At 63.9% G+C, this 18,171-nt stretch carries 20 protein-coding genes; 9 read left to right on the plus strand and 11 right to left on the minus strand.

Annotated features, from left to right (window positions below):
- The gene (locus tag EPO50_RS27070; RefSeq protein ID WP_296349411.1) at nucleotides 1-975 is read left to right on the plus strand and encodes a tripartite tricarboxylate transporter substrate binding protein; all 975 of its coding nucleotides are present in this window, start codon (nucleotides 1-3) and stop codon (nucleotides 973-975) included.
- Nucleotides 976-979: 4 nt separating this feature from the next.
- On the opposite strand, the gene EPO50_RS27075 is transcribed toward EPO50_RS27070, so the two are convergent.
- On the minus strand, nucleotides 980-1,702 hold the full coding sequence (locus EPO50_RS27075) for an SDR family oxidoreductase (protein ID WP_296349412.1): 723 nt from the start codon (nucleotides 1,700-1,702) through the stop codon (nucleotides 980-982).
- Between the two features lie 63 nt (nucleotides 1,703-1,765).
- Between EPO50_RS27075 and EPO50_RS27080 the strand changes: the two genes are divergently transcribed.
- Nucleotides 1,766-2,551 carry an alpha/beta hydrolase gene (locus tag EPO50_RS27080; protein WP_296349413.1) on the plus strand — a complete coding sequence of 262 codons (786 nt, stop codon included), beginning with the start codon at nucleotides 1,766-1,768 and terminating at the stop codon, nucleotides 2,549-2,551.
- On the opposite strand, the gene EPO50_RS27085 is transcribed toward EPO50_RS27080, so the two are convergent.
- Together EPO50_RS27085 and EPO50_RS27090 are read right to left on the minus strand one after the other, a co-directional pair.
- Entirely contained in the window at nucleotides 2,548-3,729 is a 1,182-nt protein-coding gene (locus EPO50_RS27085) for a CaiB/BaiF CoA-transferase family protein (RefSeq protein ID WP_296349414.1), read from the minus strand. The genes EPO50_RS27080 and EPO50_RS27085 overlap by 4 nt on opposite strands.
- A gap of 3 nt (nucleotides 3,730-3,732) precedes the next feature.
- A complete protein-coding gene (locus tag EPO50_RS27090; RefSeq protein WP_296349415.1) occupies nucleotides 3,733-4,521 on the minus strand; it encodes an enoyl-CoA hydratase in 789 nt (262 codons plus the stop codon).
- Between the two features lie 89 nt (nucleotides 4,522-4,610).
- On the opposite strand from EPO50_RS27090, the gene EPO50_RS27095 reads away from it, so the two are divergent.
- Genes EPO50_RS27095 through EPO50_RS27110 form a run of 4 tightly spaced genes read left to right on the plus strand, consistent with a single transcriptional unit; the run spans nucleotide 4,611 to nucleotide 9,459 of the window.
- A complete protein-coding gene (locus EPO50_RS27095; RefSeq protein ID WP_296349416.1) occupies nucleotides 4,611-5,684 on the plus strand; it encodes an ABC transporter ATP-binding protein in 1,074 nt (357 codons plus the stop codon).
- Nucleotides 5,681-6,742 carry an extracellular solute-binding protein gene (locus tag EPO50_RS27100; protein WP_296349417.1) on the plus strand — a complete coding sequence of 354 codons (1,062 nt, stop codon included), beginning with the start codon at nucleotides 5,681-5,683 and terminating at the stop codon, nucleotides 6,740-6,742. Before EPO50_RS27095 ends, EPO50_RS27100 begins: the two co-directional genes overlap by 4 nt.
- 3 nt (nucleotides 6,743-6,745) lie before the next feature.
- Entirely contained in the window at nucleotides 6,746-7,786 is a 1,041-nt protein-coding gene (locus EPO50_RS27105) for an ABC transporter substrate-binding protein (protein ID WP_296349418.1), read from the plus strand.
- Nucleotides 7,783-9,459 (plus strand): iron ABC transporter permease, encoded by a 1,677-nt coding sequence (locus EPO50_RS27110; RefSeq protein WP_296349419.1) that lies wholly within the window; start codon nucleotides 7,783-7,785, stop codon nucleotides 9,457-9,459. Before EPO50_RS27105 ends, EPO50_RS27110 begins: the two co-directional genes overlap by 4 nt.
- A gap of 12 nt (nucleotides 9,460-9,471) precedes the next feature.
- On the opposite strand, the gene EPO50_RS27115 is transcribed toward EPO50_RS27110, so the two are convergent.
- The 4 genes from EPO50_RS27115 to EPO50_RS27130 all read right to left on the minus strand — a co-directional run bounded on the left by EPO50_RS27115 (nucleotide 9,472) and on the right by EPO50_RS27130 (nucleotide 11,772).
- A complete protein-coding gene (locus tag EPO50_RS27115; RefSeq protein ID WP_296349420.1) occupies nucleotides 9,472-9,963 on the minus strand; it encodes a hypothetical protein in 492 nt (163 codons plus the stop codon).
- A gap of 49 nt (nucleotides 9,964-10,012) precedes the next feature.
- Complete coding sequence (locus EPO50_RS27120) at nucleotides 10,013-10,987, minus strand: ABC transporter substrate-binding protein (RefSeq protein WP_296349421.1); 975 nt, start codon at nucleotides 10,985-10,987, stop codon at nucleotides 10,013-10,015.
- A gap of 68 nt (nucleotides 10,988-11,055) precedes the next feature.
- Entirely contained in the window at nucleotides 11,056-11,295 is a 240-nt protein-coding gene (locus tag EPO50_RS27125; RefSeq protein WP_296349422.1) for a hypothetical protein, read from the minus strand.
- A gap of 81 nt (nucleotides 11,296-11,376) precedes the next feature.
- Nucleotides 11,377-11,772: a VOC family protein gene (locus EPO50_RS27130; RefSeq protein WP_296349424.1), complete on the minus strand. Its 396-nt coding sequence runs from the start codon at nucleotides 11,770-11,772 to the stop codon at nucleotides 11,377-11,379.
- A gap of 56 nt (nucleotides 11,773-11,828) precedes the next feature.
- Between EPO50_RS27130 and EPO50_RS27135 the strand changes: the two genes are divergently transcribed.
- Nucleotides 11,829-12,347 carry a tetratricopeptide repeat protein gene (locus EPO50_RS27135; protein WP_296349426.1) on the plus strand — a complete coding sequence of 173 codons (519 nt, stop codon included), beginning with the start codon at nucleotides 11,829-11,831 and terminating at the stop codon, nucleotides 12,345-12,347.
- 53 nt (nucleotides 12,348-12,400) lie between these two features.
- On the opposite strand, the gene EPO50_RS27140 is transcribed toward EPO50_RS27135, so the two are convergent.
- Nucleotides 12,401-12,643, minus strand: coding sequence for a hypothetical protein (locus EPO50_RS27140; RefSeq protein WP_296349428.1), 243 nt, complete (start codon nucleotides 12,641-12,643; stop codon nucleotides 12,401-12,403).
- A 9-nt stretch (nucleotides 12,644-12,652) separates the two neighbouring features.
- Here EPO50_RS27140 and EPO50_RS27145 point away from each other — a divergent pair, with 9 nt between their 5' ends.
- The gene (locus EPO50_RS27145; RefSeq protein WP_296349430.1) at nucleotides 12,653-13,912 is read left to right on the plus strand and encodes a M23 family metallopeptidase; all 1,260 of its coding nucleotides are present in this window, start codon (nucleotides 12,653-12,655) and stop codon (nucleotides 13,910-13,912) included.
- On the opposite strand, the gene EPO50_RS27150 is transcribed toward EPO50_RS27145, so the two are convergent.
- Complete coding sequence (locus tag EPO50_RS27150) at nucleotides 13,898-15,403, minus strand: amino acid permease (RefSeq protein ID WP_296349431.1); 1,506 nt, start codon at nucleotides 15,401-15,403, stop codon at nucleotides 13,898-13,900. The two genes, EPO50_RS27145 and EPO50_RS27150, sit on opposite strands and share 15 nt — an antisense overlap.
- A gap of 48 nt (nucleotides 15,404-15,451) precedes the next feature.
- Between EPO50_RS27150 and EPO50_RS27155 the strand changes: the two genes are divergently transcribed.
- Nucleotides 15,452-16,189: a hypothetical protein gene (locus EPO50_RS27155; RefSeq protein ID WP_296349433.1), complete on the plus strand. Its 738-nt coding sequence runs from the start codon at nucleotides 15,452-15,454 to the stop codon at nucleotides 16,187-16,189.
- Nucleotides 16,190-16,223: 34 nt separating this feature from the next.
- On the opposite strand, the gene EPO50_RS27160 is transcribed toward EPO50_RS27155, so the two are convergent.
- Both EPO50_RS27160 and grrM read right to left on the minus strand, forming a co-directional pair.
- A complete protein-coding gene (locus EPO50_RS27160) occupies nucleotides 16,224-16,961 on the minus strand; it encodes a hypothetical protein (RefSeq protein ID WP_296349435.1) in 738 nt (245 codons plus the stop codon).
- Nucleotides 16,958-18,169: a cyclophane-forming radical SAM/SPASM peptide maturase GrrM/OscB gene (gene grrM, locus EPO50_RS27165; protein ID WP_296349437.1), complete on the minus strand. Its 1,212-nt coding sequence runs from the start codon at nucleotides 18,167-18,169 to the stop codon at nucleotides 16,958-16,960. Before grrM ends, EPO50_RS27160 begins: the two co-directional genes overlap by 4 nt.
- Nucleotides 18,170-18,171 lie beyond the last annotated feature (2 nt).

Here is an 18,171-nt window from a genome sequence, read left to right on the forward strand (position 1 = left end):
ATGAACGTTTCACGTCGCGTCGCGCTCGGCGGCCTCCTGGCGATGAGTACCGGCACGCCGTTGCTTGCCGCCGACTGGCGGCCGACGCGGACCATGAACTGGATCGTGCCATTCCCGCCCGGCGGCTCGAACGACACCTTTGCCCGGCCGATTGCAGCCCATGTCGGCGAGCAGTTCGGCCAGCCGGTCGTGGTCGACAATCGTAGTGGGGCCGGCGGCACCCTGGGTGGCATGATCGTGGCCCGGTCGCGACCCGACGGCTGCACACTCCTCGTCGCCAATTCGGCACAGACTTTTGCGCCGGTGGTCTACGCCGAATCGGGCTTCGATTTGGCGCGCCTTTTTGCGCCGGTCAGCCTCCTGGCCAAAGTGCCCGTCAGCCTCGTCGTCAATCCAGCCAAGCTCGACGTAAAAGATTTCGCAGGTTTTCTCGCGGCGGCGAAGAAATCGCCCGGCGCCATCAACATCGGCTCATCGGGACTCGGCACCATGCCGCATCTCGCCATCGAACTCCTGCAGCAGCGCACGGGCATCAGCCTGACGCATGTTCCCTACCGGGGCGGCGGGCCGGCTCTGCAGGACCTGATCTCGGGGCAACTCGACGCAACGTTCCAGCCCCTCAGCACCATAGCGTCCTACGTGCAATCCGGCCGCCTGCGGGCGCTTGCCGTCGCGACGATGGCACGCGAGCCGGTGCTGCCCAACGTGCCGACCTTTGCCGAGGTAGGGGTTCCCGATTTCGATGTCAGCACTTGGTACGGCCTCTTTGCTCCCAAGGCGACGCCGATTGCCCCGCTCGATGCCCTGCACGCAGCCGTGCAGAAGGCACTGGCCGCGCCAGATGTGAAGCATATCTGGCAGGAACAAGGCGCCCGCATCGTTCTCGAAAGCCGCCAGGCATTCGGTGACTTTGTCACTCACGAGATCGAGCGTTGGAGTGCGATCGCGCGGAAAACCGGCCTGCCGATGGAGTAGGCGCTTACGTTTCGCCGCCGCCGTTCACCTGGATCATCTGGCCGTTGATGTAGGCGCCGCCGTCGGCCACCAGCAGCCCGACCACCGAGGCGATCTCCGCCGGCGTACCCATGCGGCCGAGCGGCACCTTGGCCATCGTCTCCTGGCGATGATGCATCGATGCCGCGTCACTCTCGACATCGGCGGCGATGGGTCCCGGCGAGATGGCGTTGGTGGTGATGCCCTTGGGGCCAAACTCCTTGGCCAGTGCCTTCGTAAGACCCCAGGCACCGTGCTTGGCCACGGAGACCGGTGCGCGGCCGGCATAGCCATGGATGGCGTTCATGCCGGTGAAATTGACGATGCGGCCCCAGTTCTTCGCCATCATGCCGGGCAGGCAGGCCTGTGCCAGCCATACCGCGGCATCGAGATCGACCGACAGGACGCGCCGCCAGTCGGCCTCCTGCATTTCGAGGAAGGGCTTGGCCGGTCGCAGGGCCGCATTGTTCACCAGCACGTCGACCGCGCCGAAGCGCTTGATAGCTTCGTCAGCGATGCGCCTGCATTCCTTTGGGTCGCCGATATCGGCCATCGCGACCACGGCATCGACGCCGGCGCGGGCCGCTTCCTTGGCGACGGCCTCGCAGGCTGCGCGGTCCTTCGAGCCGTTGATCACGACGTTGAAGCCCGCACCAGCCAGCTCCAGTACACAGGCACGGCCGATATTGCGGCCGGCGCCGGTTACCAAGGCAGTTCTCCGCACCGCAGTCATCTTCTATGCTCTCGCTTTGTTTATCTTCGAGGGCGTTACGTGGAGCAAAGAACGATCCCGCTCGGCGAACGCCCGGCGCGACTGTGGACTGGCGGAAAAGGTGACGCAATCGTGCTGCTGCATGGTGGCTGGGCCGGTGCCGAGGCCTATTGGTCGACCATCACCGATGATCTCGAAAAATCGCATCTCGTCGTCGCTCCGGAGCTCCCGGGTATCGGCACGGTCGACGAGCCTCCGTTGCCAACGTTCAGCGCCTACGCGGCCTGGCTGGCGGCGCTCCTCGATGCGCTCGGGATCGAGCGCGCCGTCATTGTCGGCAACTCCCTCGGCGCATCTGTCGCCTGGCGCTTCGCTGGTGACTATCCCGAGCGTTGCCGATCGCTGGTGATGGTGAACGGCTATCCGCCGCCGGCCTATCCGTCGGGGGTGCGCTGGCTGGCCGCCAAGACACCCCTGCGCGCCATGGCGCGAGGCAACGTGGCGCAGTTCTACGGCCATGAAGTGCTGGGCCTCGCCTTCCACGATCGCGCCAAGGTGCCGGCCGGCATTGCACAGTCGCTCGAGCGCTTCTCGCGGGCCGACATCGATCGTGTGCTCGACATCATGCTGTCGGGCGAACCGCCAAGCCCCCCACCCAAGTCGAAGACCTTGCTGATCTGGGGGGAGGCCGACCGTTCGCCCGTGTTCGACAAGCAGGGCGCCCGGAAAATGCGGCAGTCACTCGATGAGTCGAAGTTGGTGACAATTCCCGAGGCCGGACACCTGCCGCAGGTCGAGCGGCCGGCGGAGTTCCGCCGGGCTCTGCGCGATTTCCTGAAGGCCTAGATCACGCCGCCGGACTTGAGGGCGGCAATCTTTGCCGGGTCGTAGCCCAGGTCCGACAACACCTCGTCGGTGTGCTGGCCAAGGTCGGGTGTCGGCTTGAGAGCTGCAGGCTGCGGAAAATCCGAGAGGTTGATCGGCTGGCCGACGACCTTGATGTCGCCAAGCTTGGGATGGTTCACCGGCCGGGCAATGCCGAGATGCTGGACTTGCGGCTCGGCGAAAGTCTTGTCGATCGTGTTGATCGGCCCGCAGGGCACGCCCGCCTTGTTCAGTGCCTCGATCCAGTGAGCCGAGGTGTTGGTCCGGGTCACTTCGCCAATGCGTTCGTTCAGGGCCTTGCGGTTCTGTGAGCGCAGCGTCGGGGTGGCATGCTCGGGATGGTCGATCAGCGTAGCGGCGCCCAGCGCCTCGGCGGCACGCTTCCACATCTTGTCGCCGGCCGCGGCGATGTTGATGTAGCCGTCCTGGGTGGGGAACACGCCGGTCGGAATCGATGTCGGATGGTCGTTGCCTGCCTGCTTGGCCACCTCGCCCTTCATCAGCCAGCGCGATGCCTGGAAGTCGAGCATGAAGATCTGCGCTTCGATCAGCGAGGTATGGACCCACTGGCCCTTGCCGGTGCGCTCGCGATTGTAGAGCGCCAGCATGATGGCCTGCGCCAGTAGCAGGCCGGAGGTGAGATCGGCGATGGGAATGCCGACCCGCATCGGTCCACGGCCCGGTTCGCCGGTGATCGACATCAGGCCGCCCATCCCCTGGGCGATCTGATCGACGCCGGGACGCGCCGCATCGGGGCCGCTCTGGCCAAAGCCCGCGATGGAGCCATAGACGATGCGCGGGTTGACCTTCGCCACCGTGTCGTAGTCGACCTTCAGGCGATGCTTCACGTCGGAGCGGTAGTTCTCGACGATGACATCGGCCTTAGCCGCGAGCTTCATGAAGATCGCGTGGCCCTCGGCGCTCTTGAGGTTGAGCGTCATCGACTTCTTGTTGCGGTGCAGGTTCTGGAAATCGAAGCCGTGCCGCGCTCCGCCCATAGAGTCGTTCTTTTCATCGGAGGGCGGCTCGATCTTGATCACATGTGCGCCCCAGTCGGCGAGCTGGCGCACGGCCGTGGGGCCCGCGCGATGCGCGGTCAGGTCGAGGACCGAGAGATGGGAAAGCGGCAGGGCGGTCATGGCCTACTTCCCCTTGAAGACCGGCTTGCGCTTCTCCATGAACGCGCGACGGCCTTCCCTGAAGTCTTCGCTGTCGAAACAAGCCTCGACCATCTTGTCGAGCTTCTTGTGATCCTGCTTGGACTCGGGCTTGGCGATCTCACGTGCCGAGGCCTTGGCGAGCGCGATGGTGAGGGGTGCATTCTGGGCGATGGCGCCGGTGATGCCATCGACCATGGCGTCGAGTTCGGCATCGGAAGCGACGCCGTGAACCAGGCCCATATTGTAGGCTTCCTGTGAGGAATACTGCTTGGCCGTGAACAGGAACTCCATGGCGCGCGGCAGGCCGACGATGCGGGAGAGGCGTTCAATCCGGAGGAAGCCGTAGCCAAGACCGAGTTTGGCAGCCGGTACGCCGAAGCGGGCGCCCTCGTTGCAGTAGCGCAGGTCGCAGCAGGCGGCGAGGTTCATGCCGCCGCCGATGCAGTAGCCGGTGATCTTGGCAATGGTCGGCTTGGGAAAGTCGTAGAGCGCCTCGTAGCCTTCCTTGGAGATCGCGTCGTATCGCACCTGCGCTTCGGCGTTGGCGCGCTCGCTTTCGAACTTGGAGATGTCGGCGCCCGAGACGAAGGCCTTGCCGCCGGCGCCGCTCACCACGACGCAGCGGATCTCCGGATCCTGGGCGAAGCCCTTCAGGATGCTGACGAAGCCGTCCCACATGTCGAGCGACACGGCGTTGAGCTTGGCCGGATTGTTGAAAACCAGATGGCCGACCTGGCCCTCGCGTCGCCCGATGATCTTCTGTTCCTGCATGCCGGTATCCCTTCGGTGAGGGGCGGGAATATACAACACGATTGTCATGGAGCGCGAAGCCAAGCATCCTCGACCGGCAGGGAGGAAACGTGGCCTCAGTCGAACTGAAGGGCCTTTCCAAGCACTACGGTAGCGCTGCCGCGGTAGACAATGTGTCTCTGCGTGTCGAGCACGGGCAACTCGTCTGCCTGCTGGGGCCGTCGGGCTGCGGCAAGACCACGACCTTGCGGCTGATTGCGGGTTTCATCGAGCCCTCGGCAGGCGAAATCGAGGTCGGTGGCAAGGTCCTGTCGTCACTATCGCGCACCGTGCCGCCGGAAGGCCGCAACATGTCGATGATTTTTCAGAGCTATGCGCTCTGGCCGCATATGACCGTGGCGGAGAACGTGGCCTACGGTCTCAAGATCCGGAAGCTAGATCGCTCCACCATCGACACCAAGCTCAAGGCGATCCTCGGGATGGCGAGGCTCGAAGCGCTGGCGGACCGTTATCCCGGCGAGCTGTCGGGCGGACAGCAGCAGCGCGTGTCACTAGCCCGCGCGCTCGTGGTTGAGCCGGAAACGTTGCTGCTCGACGAGCCGCTCAGCAACCTCGACGCCAACCTGCGCGAGGAGATGCGTTTCGAGATCCGCCGCCTGCACGACCAGTACCGCTACACCACCGTCTACGTGACGCACGACCAGGCCGAAGCCATGACGACGGCCGATCTCATCGCTGTCATGAACAGGGGCAAGGTCGAGCAGCTCGGACCGCCGGAGGAGATCTATGCCCGGCCACGTTCGGAATTCGTGGCGCGCTTTATCGGCGGCTCCAACATTCTGCGCGGGCAGGCATTGGATGATGTGCGTGTGTCCGTGGCAGGCAAGGCACTGCGCACGACGGGCCGCAAGCTCCAGGCCAGTCGCCCCATCTCTCTTTCGGTTCGCCAGCACGAGATCGGCATTGGCCTCGAGGCACCTCCTGTGGGGAGCGACAATCACCTTCACGGCGTCGTGACGCGGCAGGTCTTTCTCGGTTCGACGCGGGACTATACCGTCGCGCTCGATGACAAAACGGAGTTGCGCGTGACGGCGCTGCCTAGCTGCATCATCGCGCCAGGCCAAGCCGTGTGGCTCCATCTGCCGGCAGAACAATGTCGGGCCTTGGCGGAGGACGTGCCATGACCAGGAAGCTAACGCGACGCCATGTGCTTGCTGCTTCGGTGGCGACGGGTGCGGGCGCCTTCGCTACACCGGTGCGCGGCGCGCCGCCCGAGGCGCAAAAGATCACGCCCGCCCTGATCGAGGCGGCCAAGAAGGAGGGAAAGTTCTCCTGGTACACCTCGGTCGACCTCGCCCTCAGCGAGAAGGTCGCTAATGCCTTCGAAGCGAAGTATCCGGGAGTGAAGGTCAAGGTCGAGCGCTCGGGTGCGGAGCGCAACTATCAGCGCATCGGCCAGGAATATCAGAACAAGATCTACAATTGCGACGTCGTGAACAGCTCTGACGCTGCTCATCTCATCGTCTGGAAGCGTGCCAGCATGCTGGCACCGTTCGTTCCGGAGGAAGTCGCGCAGTACTTCCCGGCGGCGCACAGAGATCCCGATGGAATGTTCGCCTCCTGGCGCATCACGCTCTGCCCGGTTGCCTACAACACAAAGCTGGTGAAGGTGGAAGAGGCGCCAAAGTCCTATGCCGATCTGGTAGATCCGAAGTGGATGGGCAAGATCGTCAAGGCGCATCCGGGTTACAGCGGCACGATTATGACGGCGACCCAGCAGCTCAGCCGCGATCTCGGTTGGGCCTGGTTCGAGAAGCTCGCCAAACTGAAGGTGATGCAGGTTCAATCGGCAACGGAGCCACCCAAGAAGCTGGCCCAGGGCGAACGCGCGGTGATGGCTGACGGCGGCGAGTACATTGTCGAGGAGCTGAAGACGCGTGGCGAGCCGGTCGAGATCGTCTATCCGACCGAGGGCACGCCGCTGATCACCGGCCCTTCGGGGATCATGGCGCGGGCTCCCAATCCCAATGCGTCGCGGCTGTTCCACGCATGGTCGATGACGCGGGAGGCCCAGCAGCTCAACATCGATGTCGGTGCACTCCGCTCCGCCCATGCGCTAGCCAAGGATCGTCCGGACATGAAGAAGTTCTCCGACATCAAGACCTTGCGCGAGGAGCCGGACGTGGTCGCTGACCAGGCCGATGCGCTCAAGGCGCAGTACCTCAAGATTTTCAAGGTATAGACAATGCGCCGTCGCTCGCTGGTTGCCGCTGGTCTTCTTCTTCCGTTCGGAGCACGCGTCCTTTCGGCTGCCCCACCGCCGCAAGCGATCACGCCGGAGCTGGTCGACGCGGCCAAGAAAGAGGGAAAGGTTACCTATTATACTGCGATGGATCTTTCCGTCGCCGAGCCCGTGGCCAAGGCGTTCGAGGCGAAATATCCCGGCATCAAAGTTGCGGTCGAGCGCACCGGCGCGGAGCGGCTGTTCAATCGCATCGGCCAGGAAGTCGGCAGCAACATCAAGCGCGTCGACGTGGCCAACAGCTCCGATGCGGCGCACTTCATCGTCTGGAAGCGACAAGGCTGGCTGGAGCCCTTCCTGACGCTCGACATGGCGGAGAACATTCCAGCCGACCAGCGCGATCCTGATGGCACCTTCGTCAACCAGCGCACCCATCTTTCGGCCATCGCCTACAACACCAGCCTGGTGAAGCCGGAGGATGTGCCCAAGGGTTTCAACGACCTGCTCGATCCCAAGTATGTGGGCAAACTGGTGAAGGGCCATCCCGGCTATTCCGGCACCATCATGACGGCCACGCACCAGCTGGCGAAGGCACTGGGCTGGGCCTATTTCGAGAAACTGTCCAAGCAGAAAGTGCTTCAGGTCCAGTCGGCGACGGAGCCGCCCAAGCGTATCGAGGCGGGCGAACGCGCCATTGCCGTCGACGGCAGCGACTATCTCTTCTGGATGGCCAAGGAGCGGGGCGCCCCGATCGAAGTCGTGCATGCCATCGAGGGCACGCCGCAGATCTCCAACCCCATGGCGATCTTCAAGGCGGCGCCCAACCCCAACGCGGCGCGCCTCCTGGTGGCGTGGATCATGTCCGCCGAAGGACAGCAGTTCATCGTGAACCTCAGTGGCCAGTATCCGGCGCACAAGCTGGTCAAGGCCAAGGCCGGCCGGCCGGCGCTCGCCTCGATCAAGACGCTGCCGGAGGATCCTGCCGAGGTCGAGAAGAGCGCGGACGAGATCAAGACGCGGTATCAACGCCTCTTCAAGGTATGACGCGCGACCTTTCGCGCCCGATCCTGCTCGCCGTCAGCGCATTGCTCGCGGCGATGATCGTGCTGCCGGTGGGCTGGCTGTTGGTGGTGAGCCTGACCGACAAGGAAGGCGGCGCCACGCTCGCCAACTTCGTCGCTCTCTTCACCGATCCCACTTTCGTCGATCCGCTCGTCACGACATTGATCATCGCCTGCTCGGTCAGTGTGATCTGCTGTCTGGTCGCGGCACCGCTTGGCTGGTTGGTGGCCCGAACCGACATGCCGCTGGCCCGCACCGTCCGTACACTCGTCATGGCTTCGCTGGTGACGCCGCCCTTTGTCGGCGCCATCGCCTGGGAGATGCTGGCTGCGCCCAATTCCGGCCTGTTGAACCAGCTTTGGCGTCTTGTCAGTGGCATGCCGGCCGACGAGGCGCTGTTCGACATCTACAGCCTGACCGGCCTGATCTTCGTCATCTCCTGCTACACGTTCCCCTATGTCTTCATCCTCGTCGCCAACGCGCTCGACCGCATGCCGGGCGAACTCGAGGATGCCTCCTCGATGCTGGGGGCGAAGACATGGCAGACGGCCCGCCGCATCACCGTGCCGTTGGCGCTGCCGACCTTGCTCGCCGGTGCCCTGGTCGCGTTCCTGCAGGCACTGAACCTGTTCGGCTCGCCTGCCATCCTGGCGATCCCGGCGGGTTTCCATACGCTCACGACCCGGATCTGGAGCCTGTTCCAGTTTCCGCCCAAGCCGGAGCTCGCAGCCGCCGCCTCGGTCCCGCTGCTGGTGCTCACCATCCTGCTGCTACGGGCCCAGGCGATGGCGCTCGGCCGCCGCGGCTATGCGGTGCTCGGCGGCAAATACGGAGCACCGCGACCGATTCGTCTCGGCTGGCTCAGAGGGCCGGCTGTGGCGCTGGCCCTGTTCATCCTCGCCATGCCGCTCTTCCTGCCCTATGCGGCGCTGTTCAATTCGGCCTTCTCGCGCGTGGCCTCGCGCATCGTGACGCCCGAAACCATCACCCTGCACAATGTGCGCTTCACCTTCCTCGAACTCAGTTCGACGATGCCGGCACTCAAGAACACCTTCCTGCTTGCGACCGCGTCCGCGACCTTGGGCGCGCTCCTGGCGCTGCTCATCGCCTACATCGTGGCGCGCAAGGCTGTGAGGGGACATCGCGTGCTCGCCTTCCTCGCCACGGCGCCGCTGGCCATTCCGGGCATCGTGCTGGGCGTCGGGCTTTTCCTCGCCTACACGCGACCGCCGCTCGCGCTCTACGGCACGCTGTGGATTTTGCTGATCGCCTTCGTCACCATCGAGCTGCCGGCCGCCTATCAGCAGCTCGGATCGGCCTTCCATGCAGTCCATCCCGAACTCGAGGAGGCCGGGCGCATGCTGGGAGCCACACAGTTGCGCACTTTGGCCGATATCACCGCACCGTTGCTCCGGTCGGCGGTGATCGCCACCTGGTGCTTCATCTTCGTCGCGACCATTCGCGAGCTGTCGGCGGCGGTGATCCTGTTCACCTCTGAGACCAAGGTGCTCTCGGTACTGATCTTCGATTTGAAGGAGAGCGGGGATGTCGGCGCCATCGCCGTGCTCAGCCTCTCCATGGTGGCGATCACCACGGTCGTGATCGCTGCCGCCAACCGGCTGCATGCCCGGCCGCAGGTGCGCCCGGCAACCTAGAACAGCAAGGGCTCAGCGCTCGATCAGTTTGAACGACGCGAAGAAACGCCGGCTGTTGTCGGTGTCTTCCTGGTCGGGCGGCGCGGCATAGATCGACTGGTAGAGTGTGTTGTTGCGATAGACCATGAGATTAACGATCACCAGCTTTGATTCGGTGTCGTACAAGGCCACTCGACGGGCCGGGATGTTGCTGATCGTCAGCCGATTTTCTTCGCGCAGCTTGCTCTTGCCGTCTTCCAGCATCCCGTCGCGCGCTGCATCGAGCGCCTCGTCGGCTTCCATGCCGGTGCTCTCCGGATAGACGGTGTACATGCTGACGTAGCCAGCCTGCCCGACTTCGACCGATGCGCTATGGGTTTCCACGGGGCCGGCTGCGGACTCCGATGTTTCGGATTCGATGGTCGGTTCGCCCGGCAGGTCGATACTGAAACCGGCGCCTACCGGCCGATATGTCGACCATTGCTGTCCGTGCGCGCCCCACGGCAGGGCGAGCGCGAGCAACAACGGCAGGACGAGGCGACGAAACACAGAACCCTCCCAATCGGATGCTGCGCTAGTTCAGGATCGCAACATCGTCAGGTGTGATCGGCTTGTCGAGCAGCCCGAGCTGGTCGAGCGTCTTGATGGTGGCTTCCCAGCCGGCGCGTGTCTGCTGCCCGGTCGGTGGTCCCGAAAGCTGTTGTGAAACCGTCGCCATGCTGCGGTCGATGTAGCGCGGTGCAAGCCGCGGGAAGATGCGGGAGAAGTGCATGGCAGCGTCGGCCGGCCGCTCCCTCACCATGTTGTAGCCTTCCTGTACCGCTTCCTCGATCTTCTGTGCGATCTCGCGCTTCTCCGGATCAGCCCAGGCTGCATCGTTCACGATCAGATTCAGGCTGTAGGCGCGGACACCAAAGTCGCTGAGACGGATCATCATGATACGGCGGCCCTCGGCGATCAGCTCGGCCGGTGCCATCTCGTCATAGTCGATCAACGCATCGACTTTCTTCTCGACCAGATCGTAGGCGTTCCAGTCGACGGTCGTCTCTTTGATCTTGCTGCGGTCCAGCTTGTTGGCCGCCAGCAGGGCCCGAAACTCCTCGTTGGTGATGCTGCCCGGCACCAGACCCAGAGTCTTGCCGTAGAGGTCGCGTGGGTGGGCGATGCGGTCCTCGGTGCGCGTGTAGATGACCGTCGGCGACTTCTGATAATAAACGGCCAGGCTCCTGATCGGCAGGCCCTTGGAGCGGCCGATCGCCGTGGCAATGCCACTCGAGGAGCCGATCCAGAATTCCTTGCCCTCGCCGATCATCTTAGCCGAAGAGACCGCCCCCTGTGTTTCGGAAAACCTGACGTCGAGCCCACGGCGCTCGAAGGCCCCCATCTCGCGGGCCAGGAAGAAGCCTGCGAAGGTCGGCAGGGCTTTCCAGTCGAGCAGCAGTTTGACCTGCTGCAGGGTCTCGACGGGCTGTGCGGCGGCTGGCGCCGTGAGGGCCGCCGTTGCGGCCGCCAGGAGGAGAAGGCGACGGGGCAGGGATCGAATAGACATGCTGTTATCCCGCAGGAAGCATCTAATCACCGCGGGGGCAAACAAATTGTCGTCAATCCCGCCCGATGTCAGGTCACGACAAGAAATCCCATGACCAGCGCCGCAGTGCCCCCCAGGCCAATCAGCAGCGCCAGCACCGGAATATTGGCCAGGAAGGCCAGCGCCATGCAGGCCAGAACCAGCCCGATATGTAGGATGGCGAACAGGATCAGCTTGCTGAAGCTGTGGAAAGCTTGTTCGTGTTCACGCAATTCCTGCGTGGTCAGGCCAGGAGTGTCGGCGGCACCGGCCGTTAAGTTCTCAGCCATAGTAGCCCCATTTGTACAATCGAACCTGACAGGCCAACGCCACTCATGTGGCACGGTTGCAGGTGATCAAGGGGCAGCTAATCAGGGAAGGTTGAGTTGCCAGCTTACGCCGAACCGGTCGGCGACCCAGGCGAACTTGCGGCTGAATGGGTAGGCGTCGAGCGGCATCATGATCTCGCCGCCGTCGGCCAGTTTCTCCGCGAGGATGGCGATCTCCGTTCCTGAAGAACAGGTGACAAAGAGGGAGATGGCCGGCGTGAAGGTGAAGGGATGCTTCACGGCGCTGTCGATGAACATGAATTGCTGGCCGGCAAGGGTTGCTGTCGCACGCATCACCGATCCTTCGGCGCCGGGGCCTTCGGTGCCGTAGCGCGTGATGTCAGTGATCTCCGAGTCGGGAAGCAGCGAGACGTAGAAGTTCATCGCCTCCTCGGCGCGGCCCTCGAACATCAAGAAGGTGGTGATCTTCGCCGTCATGCGTCTCTCCTACCGGTCTTGTCGAATCCCTGCCGCGCCGTCATATCATGACGTTCATGAAGATAATCCCAACCGCCCTGCTGGCGTTCCTTCTTGCGGTTCCCGTTCTTTCCGCGGTGGCGCAGTCTCTCGAAGCGCAGATGAAGCAGGCGGCGGGCGCCTACGAGCGCAAGGACATGGCGACAGCCGTGCGCATTTGGAAAGTGTGGGCCGAGAAGGGCAATGCCGAGGCGCAAACCCTGCTGGGGGCGATGTACTGGAGCGGCGAAGGCGTGCCGCGTAATCACAAGGAAGCCGCGAGGCTCTACCTGCTAGCGGCGCAGCAGGGCTATGCCAGGGCCCAGAACGATATCGGCTTCATGCTGGGGTTCGGTGAGGGCATCCCGCCGCACGACGATGTCGAGGCCTACAAATGGCTCAAGCTCGCCATCGATCGCTACACGGCGAAGAACCAGGATCGCCTGGATCAGGCACGCAAAGACCTTGCCACGCTCAAGGCTCGCATGACCCCTGCGCAAATAACCGACGCCGAAAGGCGGGCAAAGGCCTGGAAACCGGTGGTGTCCAAGCGCTGATTCAGCGGCTAGAATGGGCGGATGCATCGGCCGCCACGGCGATGTCACCGTCCCTAAATGAAACTGGCGCTAGACTGGAACGCATGAAACGGCCCTCGGTCGCTGCGGCTTTCACTGTTTTGCTGCTCGTCGGATCGATTCCCACCGGGGTCGCGGTTGCCGATTCGCGACTCGAGTCCGTACCCGTTGACCAGGTCGATCACGCCGCAGAGCAATGTCCGTCTGAAGCCGAGATAGCTCTGCGGGTCGATGAGCCGGTGGATCAGCCGTCGGTTACAGCCAGCCTGATCGATCATCTGCAGTTCATGCGTCTGGTTTCACTCGATGGTCAGTTGGCACGTGTCCTGGCCCTCGAAATCGAGCCCGAGGAAGTACAGCCGCAGATTGTCCTTGCGGATCCTCTTCCGCCGCCCGTCTCGACGGGCCCGGTTTCGGAAGAGGTGCTGGCGTACGGTCGCCGCGAGGAAGAGCGCTTGCTGGGCGACGGCAAAGACAAGGAACGCCTGCGGGCCTATTTGCCGTTCGAGCGCCAGCGCGGCCTGACAGGCGTCGTCGTAGGCGACTCGCTCGCGGCATCTGCGGCTGCGGCCGGCGTCCCGGCGCCTGCGATGCTTGAAGTGCTCGAAGCCCTTGCGACCTCGGTCGATCTCGATGGTACCTTGCGCAACGGCGACAAGTTCTATGTGCGCTTTGAGCAGAGCTTCACGATCGACGGCGCCCCGCTCGATGTTGGCCGTGTCCTCTGGATTGAGTTGCGCACGGCCAAGGGCGCGGTGGCGATCCACCGCTTCCGTTCGCGCGACAAGACCGAGCGCTTCTGGATGACCAGCGGCCAGGCCGCAACGCCGCCGTCGGTCCGGCTGCCGCTCGACACCGTTTCGATTTCGTCGGGCTTCGGTTTGCGCGCCGATCCGTTCGATCAACCCCCGCCGATGTATGCCGGTAAGCCGCAAGGCGCTGGTGGCCCGGTGCGCAACCGGCCAGCACTGCCGCCCGGCCTGCCGACCGGTGGTGCGCTCGATATGCCTCGGGTCAATGTCGCCACGCCGCTCGGCGCATCGCTCGGGCTTTCGGCCTACGGCGGGGCAAAGCCGCCGGCGCCGATTCTGTCGCCGTCAGCCCGCAGCGCCGGCCGTTCCTTGTTCATGCATGAGGGGGTCGATCTCGTGGCACCTAACGGCACGCCCGTCCATGCCGCCGCCGATGGGGTGGTGGTCGGCGCCGCGCCCAACGGCCGCTACGGCAATTGGGTGCGTATCGATCACGCTGGCAAGCTGACGACTGTCTATGGCCACCTCGCGGGGTTCGCGCCGGGGCTGCAGCCCGGCATGATGGTGTCGAAAGGCGATGTGGTCGGCTTCGTCGGCAGCACCGGTCGTTCGACTGGCGCACACCTTCACTTCGAGCTGCTGAGCGAAGGCAAGCCGGTGAACCCCATCACGCATCCCGAGCTGAAGCGGGCCCAGCTGCGTGGTCCCGACCTCGATAAGTTTCGCAAGCAAGTCGCCCAGAGCGTCGCCGAACGCGACCGTGAGGCGAAGGCTATCGTTTCAGACACCGACTGACGTCGCTTCGGCTGACTTCTCTCGAGTCTTCACAGCGAAGGCTTCCTCCGGCGACAGCACCAGCCGGTTTCGGCCTACCAGGGCGAACCACAGGATCCCCAGCGCGAACCAGGCGCAGACGCCCAGCACGCCCGACACGAAGACCGGGTCGAGGAGCTGGTAGACCAGTGTTACGGCGGCAATGGCGATAGTGACGATGGCGCCGCCGACACCCATTGGCGAGCGATAGGGACGCGTGAGGCTGGGCAGGCGGGCGCGCAATACGAGGAAGCTCACGGCCTGCAGCAGATAGGAAAGCATGGCGCCCGCCACGGCCATGTTGAGCAGCATACCCTGGATGACGGCAGCTCCCTTCTCCGCACCCATACCGAACCAGAGTCCGAGCATCAGGGTGAGAGCTACGACCGAGCCCGCGATCAAGGCGACATGCGGTGTCTTGTGGCGTGGATGGGTGATCGAGAGAAAACGCGGAAAGTAGCCGGCGCGCGACAGCGAATAGATCTGCCGCCCCTTGGCGAACAGGATGGTGTGAAAGCTCGAGATCAGGCCGACACAGGCGACCAACGCCAGCCCTTTGGCGAGGCCACTGCCGAAGGTGGCGCGAAATCCGTCGAGCAGCGGTTCGCCAGAGCTTGCGAGTTGGAAGGCGCCCGGAGCTACGGAGGCGTTGAGCCAGACGACCAGACTTGCCGAAACGAAGAGCGTCAGCAATCCGGCTACGATGCCGCGTGGGATATCGCGGCTCGGCTGCATCGCCTCCTCGGCAGCAAGTGGAAGCTGCTCGATGGCGAGGAACAGCCAGACCGCAAAGGGCAAGGCCGCCAAAGCGCCGTGCAGGCCGAACGGCAGCAGTGGTCCATTGCCCTGGGGCAGCTCGATGGGTTTGCCATCAGGACCGGCACCGATGTTGAGGGCATAGCGGCTGAAGTCGGCAACGGGCAGTGCCGAGGCCCAGAACACCGCAAGGCAGGCCAACGCCGCCAGGGTGACGATCACGGTGACGCGGAAGGAGAGTTCGACACCGAGGATGTTCAAGGTCACGAACAGCACGTAGCCCGCAATCCAGTAAAGCGGCAGCCAGGCGGGCGGAGTATCGAAGACGGCGGCCAAATAGGTGGCGAGGAAGGAGACCACGACGGCCGGGGTGAGAACATACTCGACGTTCTCGCAAAGGCCGGTGATGAAGCCGCCCCAGGGCCCCATAGAGGCCCGCGCGAAGGAGTAGGCGCCGCCTGTATGGGGCAGTGCGGCCGCCATCTCGGCGATGCAGAAGACAAGGCCGAGATACATAACGGCAATGGCCGCCGCCGCCAGTGCATAGCCGCCCCAACCGCCAGCCAGCAGGCCGAGATTCCACCCTGAATAGTGGCCGGAAATGACAGCCCCGACACCCAGGGCCCAGAGCGAGAAGACGCCCGCGTAGCGACGCAGGCCGCGGCGCGCGAAGTAGTCGACAGAAACAGTCTGGTAGGGCGTGCCGGTTGAACTCATGCGTGGTTATACTAGACGCTGATCGAGATAGGGAACGAGGTCGAAGACGTGAGTGCCGTTGCCGTTGTACTGCTCGCCTTTGCCTTGATTGTCCTCAGCACCGGATTGGGTCTGCTCCTCCGCCACCGCTTGCCCGAGCGGCATCTCAGTGGCGATTCGAAGGAGGTCATCAAGCTCGCAACGGCGCTCGTGGGTACGATGTCGGCCCTGGTCATTGCGCTTCTGTTCGCGTCGACCCGAGCATCCTACGAGGCCATGGGCAGCCAGATTTCCCATCTCACGGCAAACGTGATCGAGCTCGACCGCATCCTGAAGGGCCTCGGCGACGAAGGAACGGCGCTGCGGAAGGTCCTGCGCGAGGACGTGAAGATCCTCGCCGACTCGATCTGGCAGTCCGAATCGGGGAACTCCACCAAGGCCATTGCCGAGGAAGTCAGTGTCGTCGCCAAGCTGCGCCAGCTCGTGACACAGGATCCGCAGGGCGTTTGGCAGGCCCGTGCGCTGGCGGTGAGCAACGCGTTGGCCCAGATCCAGTTATCGATCCAATCTCACCCGTCGGATTCGATGTCCAAGCCGTTCGTCTTTCTGCTGGTTCTGTGGCTCTGCTTCATCTTCGCGACCTTCGCCATGTCGTCGGCTCCGAACACGACTCTTCTCTTCGTGCTCTTCTTTTGTGCCCTGTCGGCGGCGAGCGCGATCTATCTGATCCTCGAACTGGGGCAGCCGTTCGACGGACTCATGCAGGTGCCCAGCGCGCAACTTCGCAACGCGCTGCCACCGCTTTAGCGGACGAAGCCTCAGAGGCTGGTCGCGGCTGCGGTCAGTCCCAGGCCGCGTCGACGATCTGTCCGGCATCCGACAGGAGAAGGGTCAGCCGGTTGGGATCGTATTCATAGCTCGGGATGCCGTCGTTCGGACGGATGATGCGCAGCGGGTAGGGCAGGTCCTCCTCGCGCACGATATTGCCTGCCGCCTGACCAGCCGGCGCCGCGGCGCCCTTGGCTTGGAAGTATTTGCCAAGACACTTCGCGCAATCTTCCTTGGGAGCAGCAGCCTCGGCGAAACCAGGCAAGGTCTTGAGCGTGACCGAGTTGTAGCCCGACCGGACGCGAATGCCCTTATAGGGATGACCACCGCCCAGCGGCAGCAGCGCTTCGACGACCATGAACGGACCGAGCGGCGACATGCTCGGCGGCGCGCTCGACTGGAAGATCAGGTCGAGCATGCCGTCGATGCCCTTGCCGACGGTGATGGGCAGGAGGTGAGGAGAGGTCCAGGAGTTGGAGGTCACCAACCCGCGGGCGCGCACGATGTCGATGCCGCCGGTGCGTTCGGAACGCAGCAGTTCGACGCTGGTCACGAACATGACGGGGTAGGGACGACCTTCGGACGGCTGCCCGGGCGGTTGGCTCTGCGGCGGGCCGCTCTGCTGTGGTGTGGCAGGCCCGCCCTGGGGGCCACCCTGCGGCGGCCCTTGCTGTGCGCTGAGTTGGGCGGCGCCCAGCATCGAGCCGGCGGCCACCAGGGAAGCGAGGGCAAAGAGCTTGGTTCTGGTCATGGCATCCTCGGAGGCTGCGCGGCGGTCTGGCCGCTCGGGAGAGGCGGAAGCGGGTTGATGACAGGGGATTCGGCAGCGGCCCAACCCTTCTCGAGGCGGTCATAGGCCTCGAGGATCAGATCGGTCGGAACCATTTGGGTTAACGTGCAGTAGGAGGTCTCGGTACCGGTGAAACTGCCGTTCTCGAACAGCTTGTTGACCGGCGCACCGCCACCGCAGACGGAGAAGTAGTCGCACGAGGTGCTGCAGGCGCGCACGCCCTCGCTGATGTCGCGATAGAGCGGCGAGGCAAGGCAGGCGTCGCGAATCTCGGCCATCGACTGGAAACGAATGTTGCCCAGAAGATAGTCACCATAGGTCTCGTTCTTCAGTCCCAGCAGCTCCGGCGAGAAGCTCGAGACATTGCCGTGGCTGTCGACGTTCAACATGGCGAGCGGTTCGACCTGAATGTTGCGCGTCGGCGCGCCCTCCGGCCGGAAGACGCGAGGCAGAGTGAGATCGATCTCGCGTACGAAGCGGACGCGGCCGCTGTGGCGCGCTTCATGCCAGAAAGTCCGCAGGAAGGCCGCATAACGTTGGCGCAGTGCCGGGCCATGAAACAGGCTCGACACATGGTCGCCTTCGGACTCCTCGACATTGAAACAGACCTGGTCGATGCCCTCGGAGATATAGAAGTCGAGCAAGTCATGCGGCATGCCGAGGCTCGCCTTCGACAACACCGAGATGACGTGAAACGGCACGTCGTTTTCGCGCAAGGTGCGGACGCCAGCGATCGTCTTGTCGAACGTTCCCTTGCCGCTGCGTGTCTTGCGATGGAGGTCGTGCAGATCGCGCGGCCCATCGAGGCTGACGCCGACGCCGACGTTCCACTGCTTGAAGAGCCTGCACCAATCGGCATCGATCAACATGCCATTCGTCTGGAACGAGTGCTTTACGACGACATTGGCTGGACGCAGCCGGTCGATCGCGGCGAAAGCTTCCTCGTAGAAGGAAACCGGCACCACCAAGGGCTCGCCAGCGTGCCAGACTACGATGAGTTCAGGGCAGGACCAACCAGACGCAAAAATCTCCTCGAACAGCCGCGTCACCGTCGATTGGGCGATCACGTGCGTGTTCGAGCGGTCTGGCAGGTAGCAATAAGTGCAGGCGATGTTGCAGAACGCCGTCGGCTGCACGACCACCATGCCGATTTCAGGCGTGGCAGGCATCG

This window comes from Reyranella sp. (assembly GCF_004297405.1).
Lineage (GTDB): Bacteria > Pseudomonadota > Alphaproteobacteria > Reyranellales > Reyranellaceae > Reyranella.

Excerpts from the sequence above, each read along its gene's own strand:
- EPO50_RS27110 (WP_296349419.1), top strand. The coding sequence starts at position 7,783 with ATGACGCGCGACCTTTCGCGCCCGATCCTGCTCGCCGTCAGCGCATTG.
- EPO50_RS27100 (WP_296349417.1), top strand. The coding sequence starts at position 5,681 with ATGACCAGGAAGCTAACGCGACGCCATGTGCTTGCTGCTTCGGTGGCG.
- EPO50_RS27150 (WP_296349431.1), bottom strand. The coding sequence starts at position 15,403 with ATGAGTTCAACCGGCACGCCCTACCAGACTGTTTCTGTCGACTACTTC.
- grrM (WP_296349437.1), bottom strand. The coding sequence starts at position 18,169 with ATGCCTGCCACGCCTGAAATCGGCATGGTGGTCGTGCAGCCGACGGCG.
- EPO50_RS27125 (WP_296349422.1), bottom strand. The coding sequence starts at position 11,295 with ATGGCTGAGAACTTAACGGCCGGTGCCGCCGACACTCCTGGCCTGACC.
- EPO50_RS27120 (WP_296349421.1), bottom strand. The coding sequence starts at position 10,987 with ATGTCTATTCGATCCCTGCCCCGTCGCCTTCTCCTCCTGGCGGCCGCA.
- EPO50_RS27105 (WP_296349418.1), top strand. The coding sequence starts at position 6,746 with ATGCGCCGTCGCTCGCTGGTTGCCGCTGGTCTTCTTCTTCCGTTCGGA.
- EPO50_RS27160 (WP_296349435.1), bottom strand. The coding sequence starts at position 16,961 with ATGACCAGAACCAAGCTCTTTGCCCTCGCTTCCCTGGTGGCCGCCGGC.
- EPO50_RS27130 (WP_296349424.1), bottom strand. The coding sequence starts at position 11,772 with ATGACGGCGAAGATCACCACCTTCTTGATGTTCGAGGGCCGCGCCGAG.
- EPO50_RS27145 (WP_296349430.1), top strand. The coding sequence starts at position 12,653 with ATGCGTCTGGTTTCACTCGATGGTCAGTTGGCACGTGTCCTGGCCCTC.
- EPO50_RS27140 (WP_296349428.1), bottom strand. The coding sequence starts at position 12,643 with ATGATCGATCAGGCTGGCTGTAACCGACGGCTGATCCACCGGCTCATC.
- EPO50_RS27085 (WP_296349414.1), bottom strand. The coding sequence starts at position 3,729 with ATGACCGCCCTGCCGCTTTCCCATCTCTCGGTCCTCGACCTGACCGCG.
- EPO50_RS27070 (WP_296349411.1), top strand. The coding sequence starts at position 1 with ATGAACGTTTCACGTCGCGTCGCGCTCGGCGGCCTCCTGGCGATGAGT.
- EPO50_RS27135 (WP_296349426.1), top strand. The coding sequence starts at position 11,829 with ATGAAGATAATCCCAACCGCCCTGCTGGCGTTCCTTCTTGCGGTTCCC.
- EPO50_RS27090 (WP_296349415.1), bottom strand. The coding sequence starts at position 4,521 with ATGCAGGAACAGAAGATCATCGGGCGACGCGAGGGCCAGGTCGGCCAT.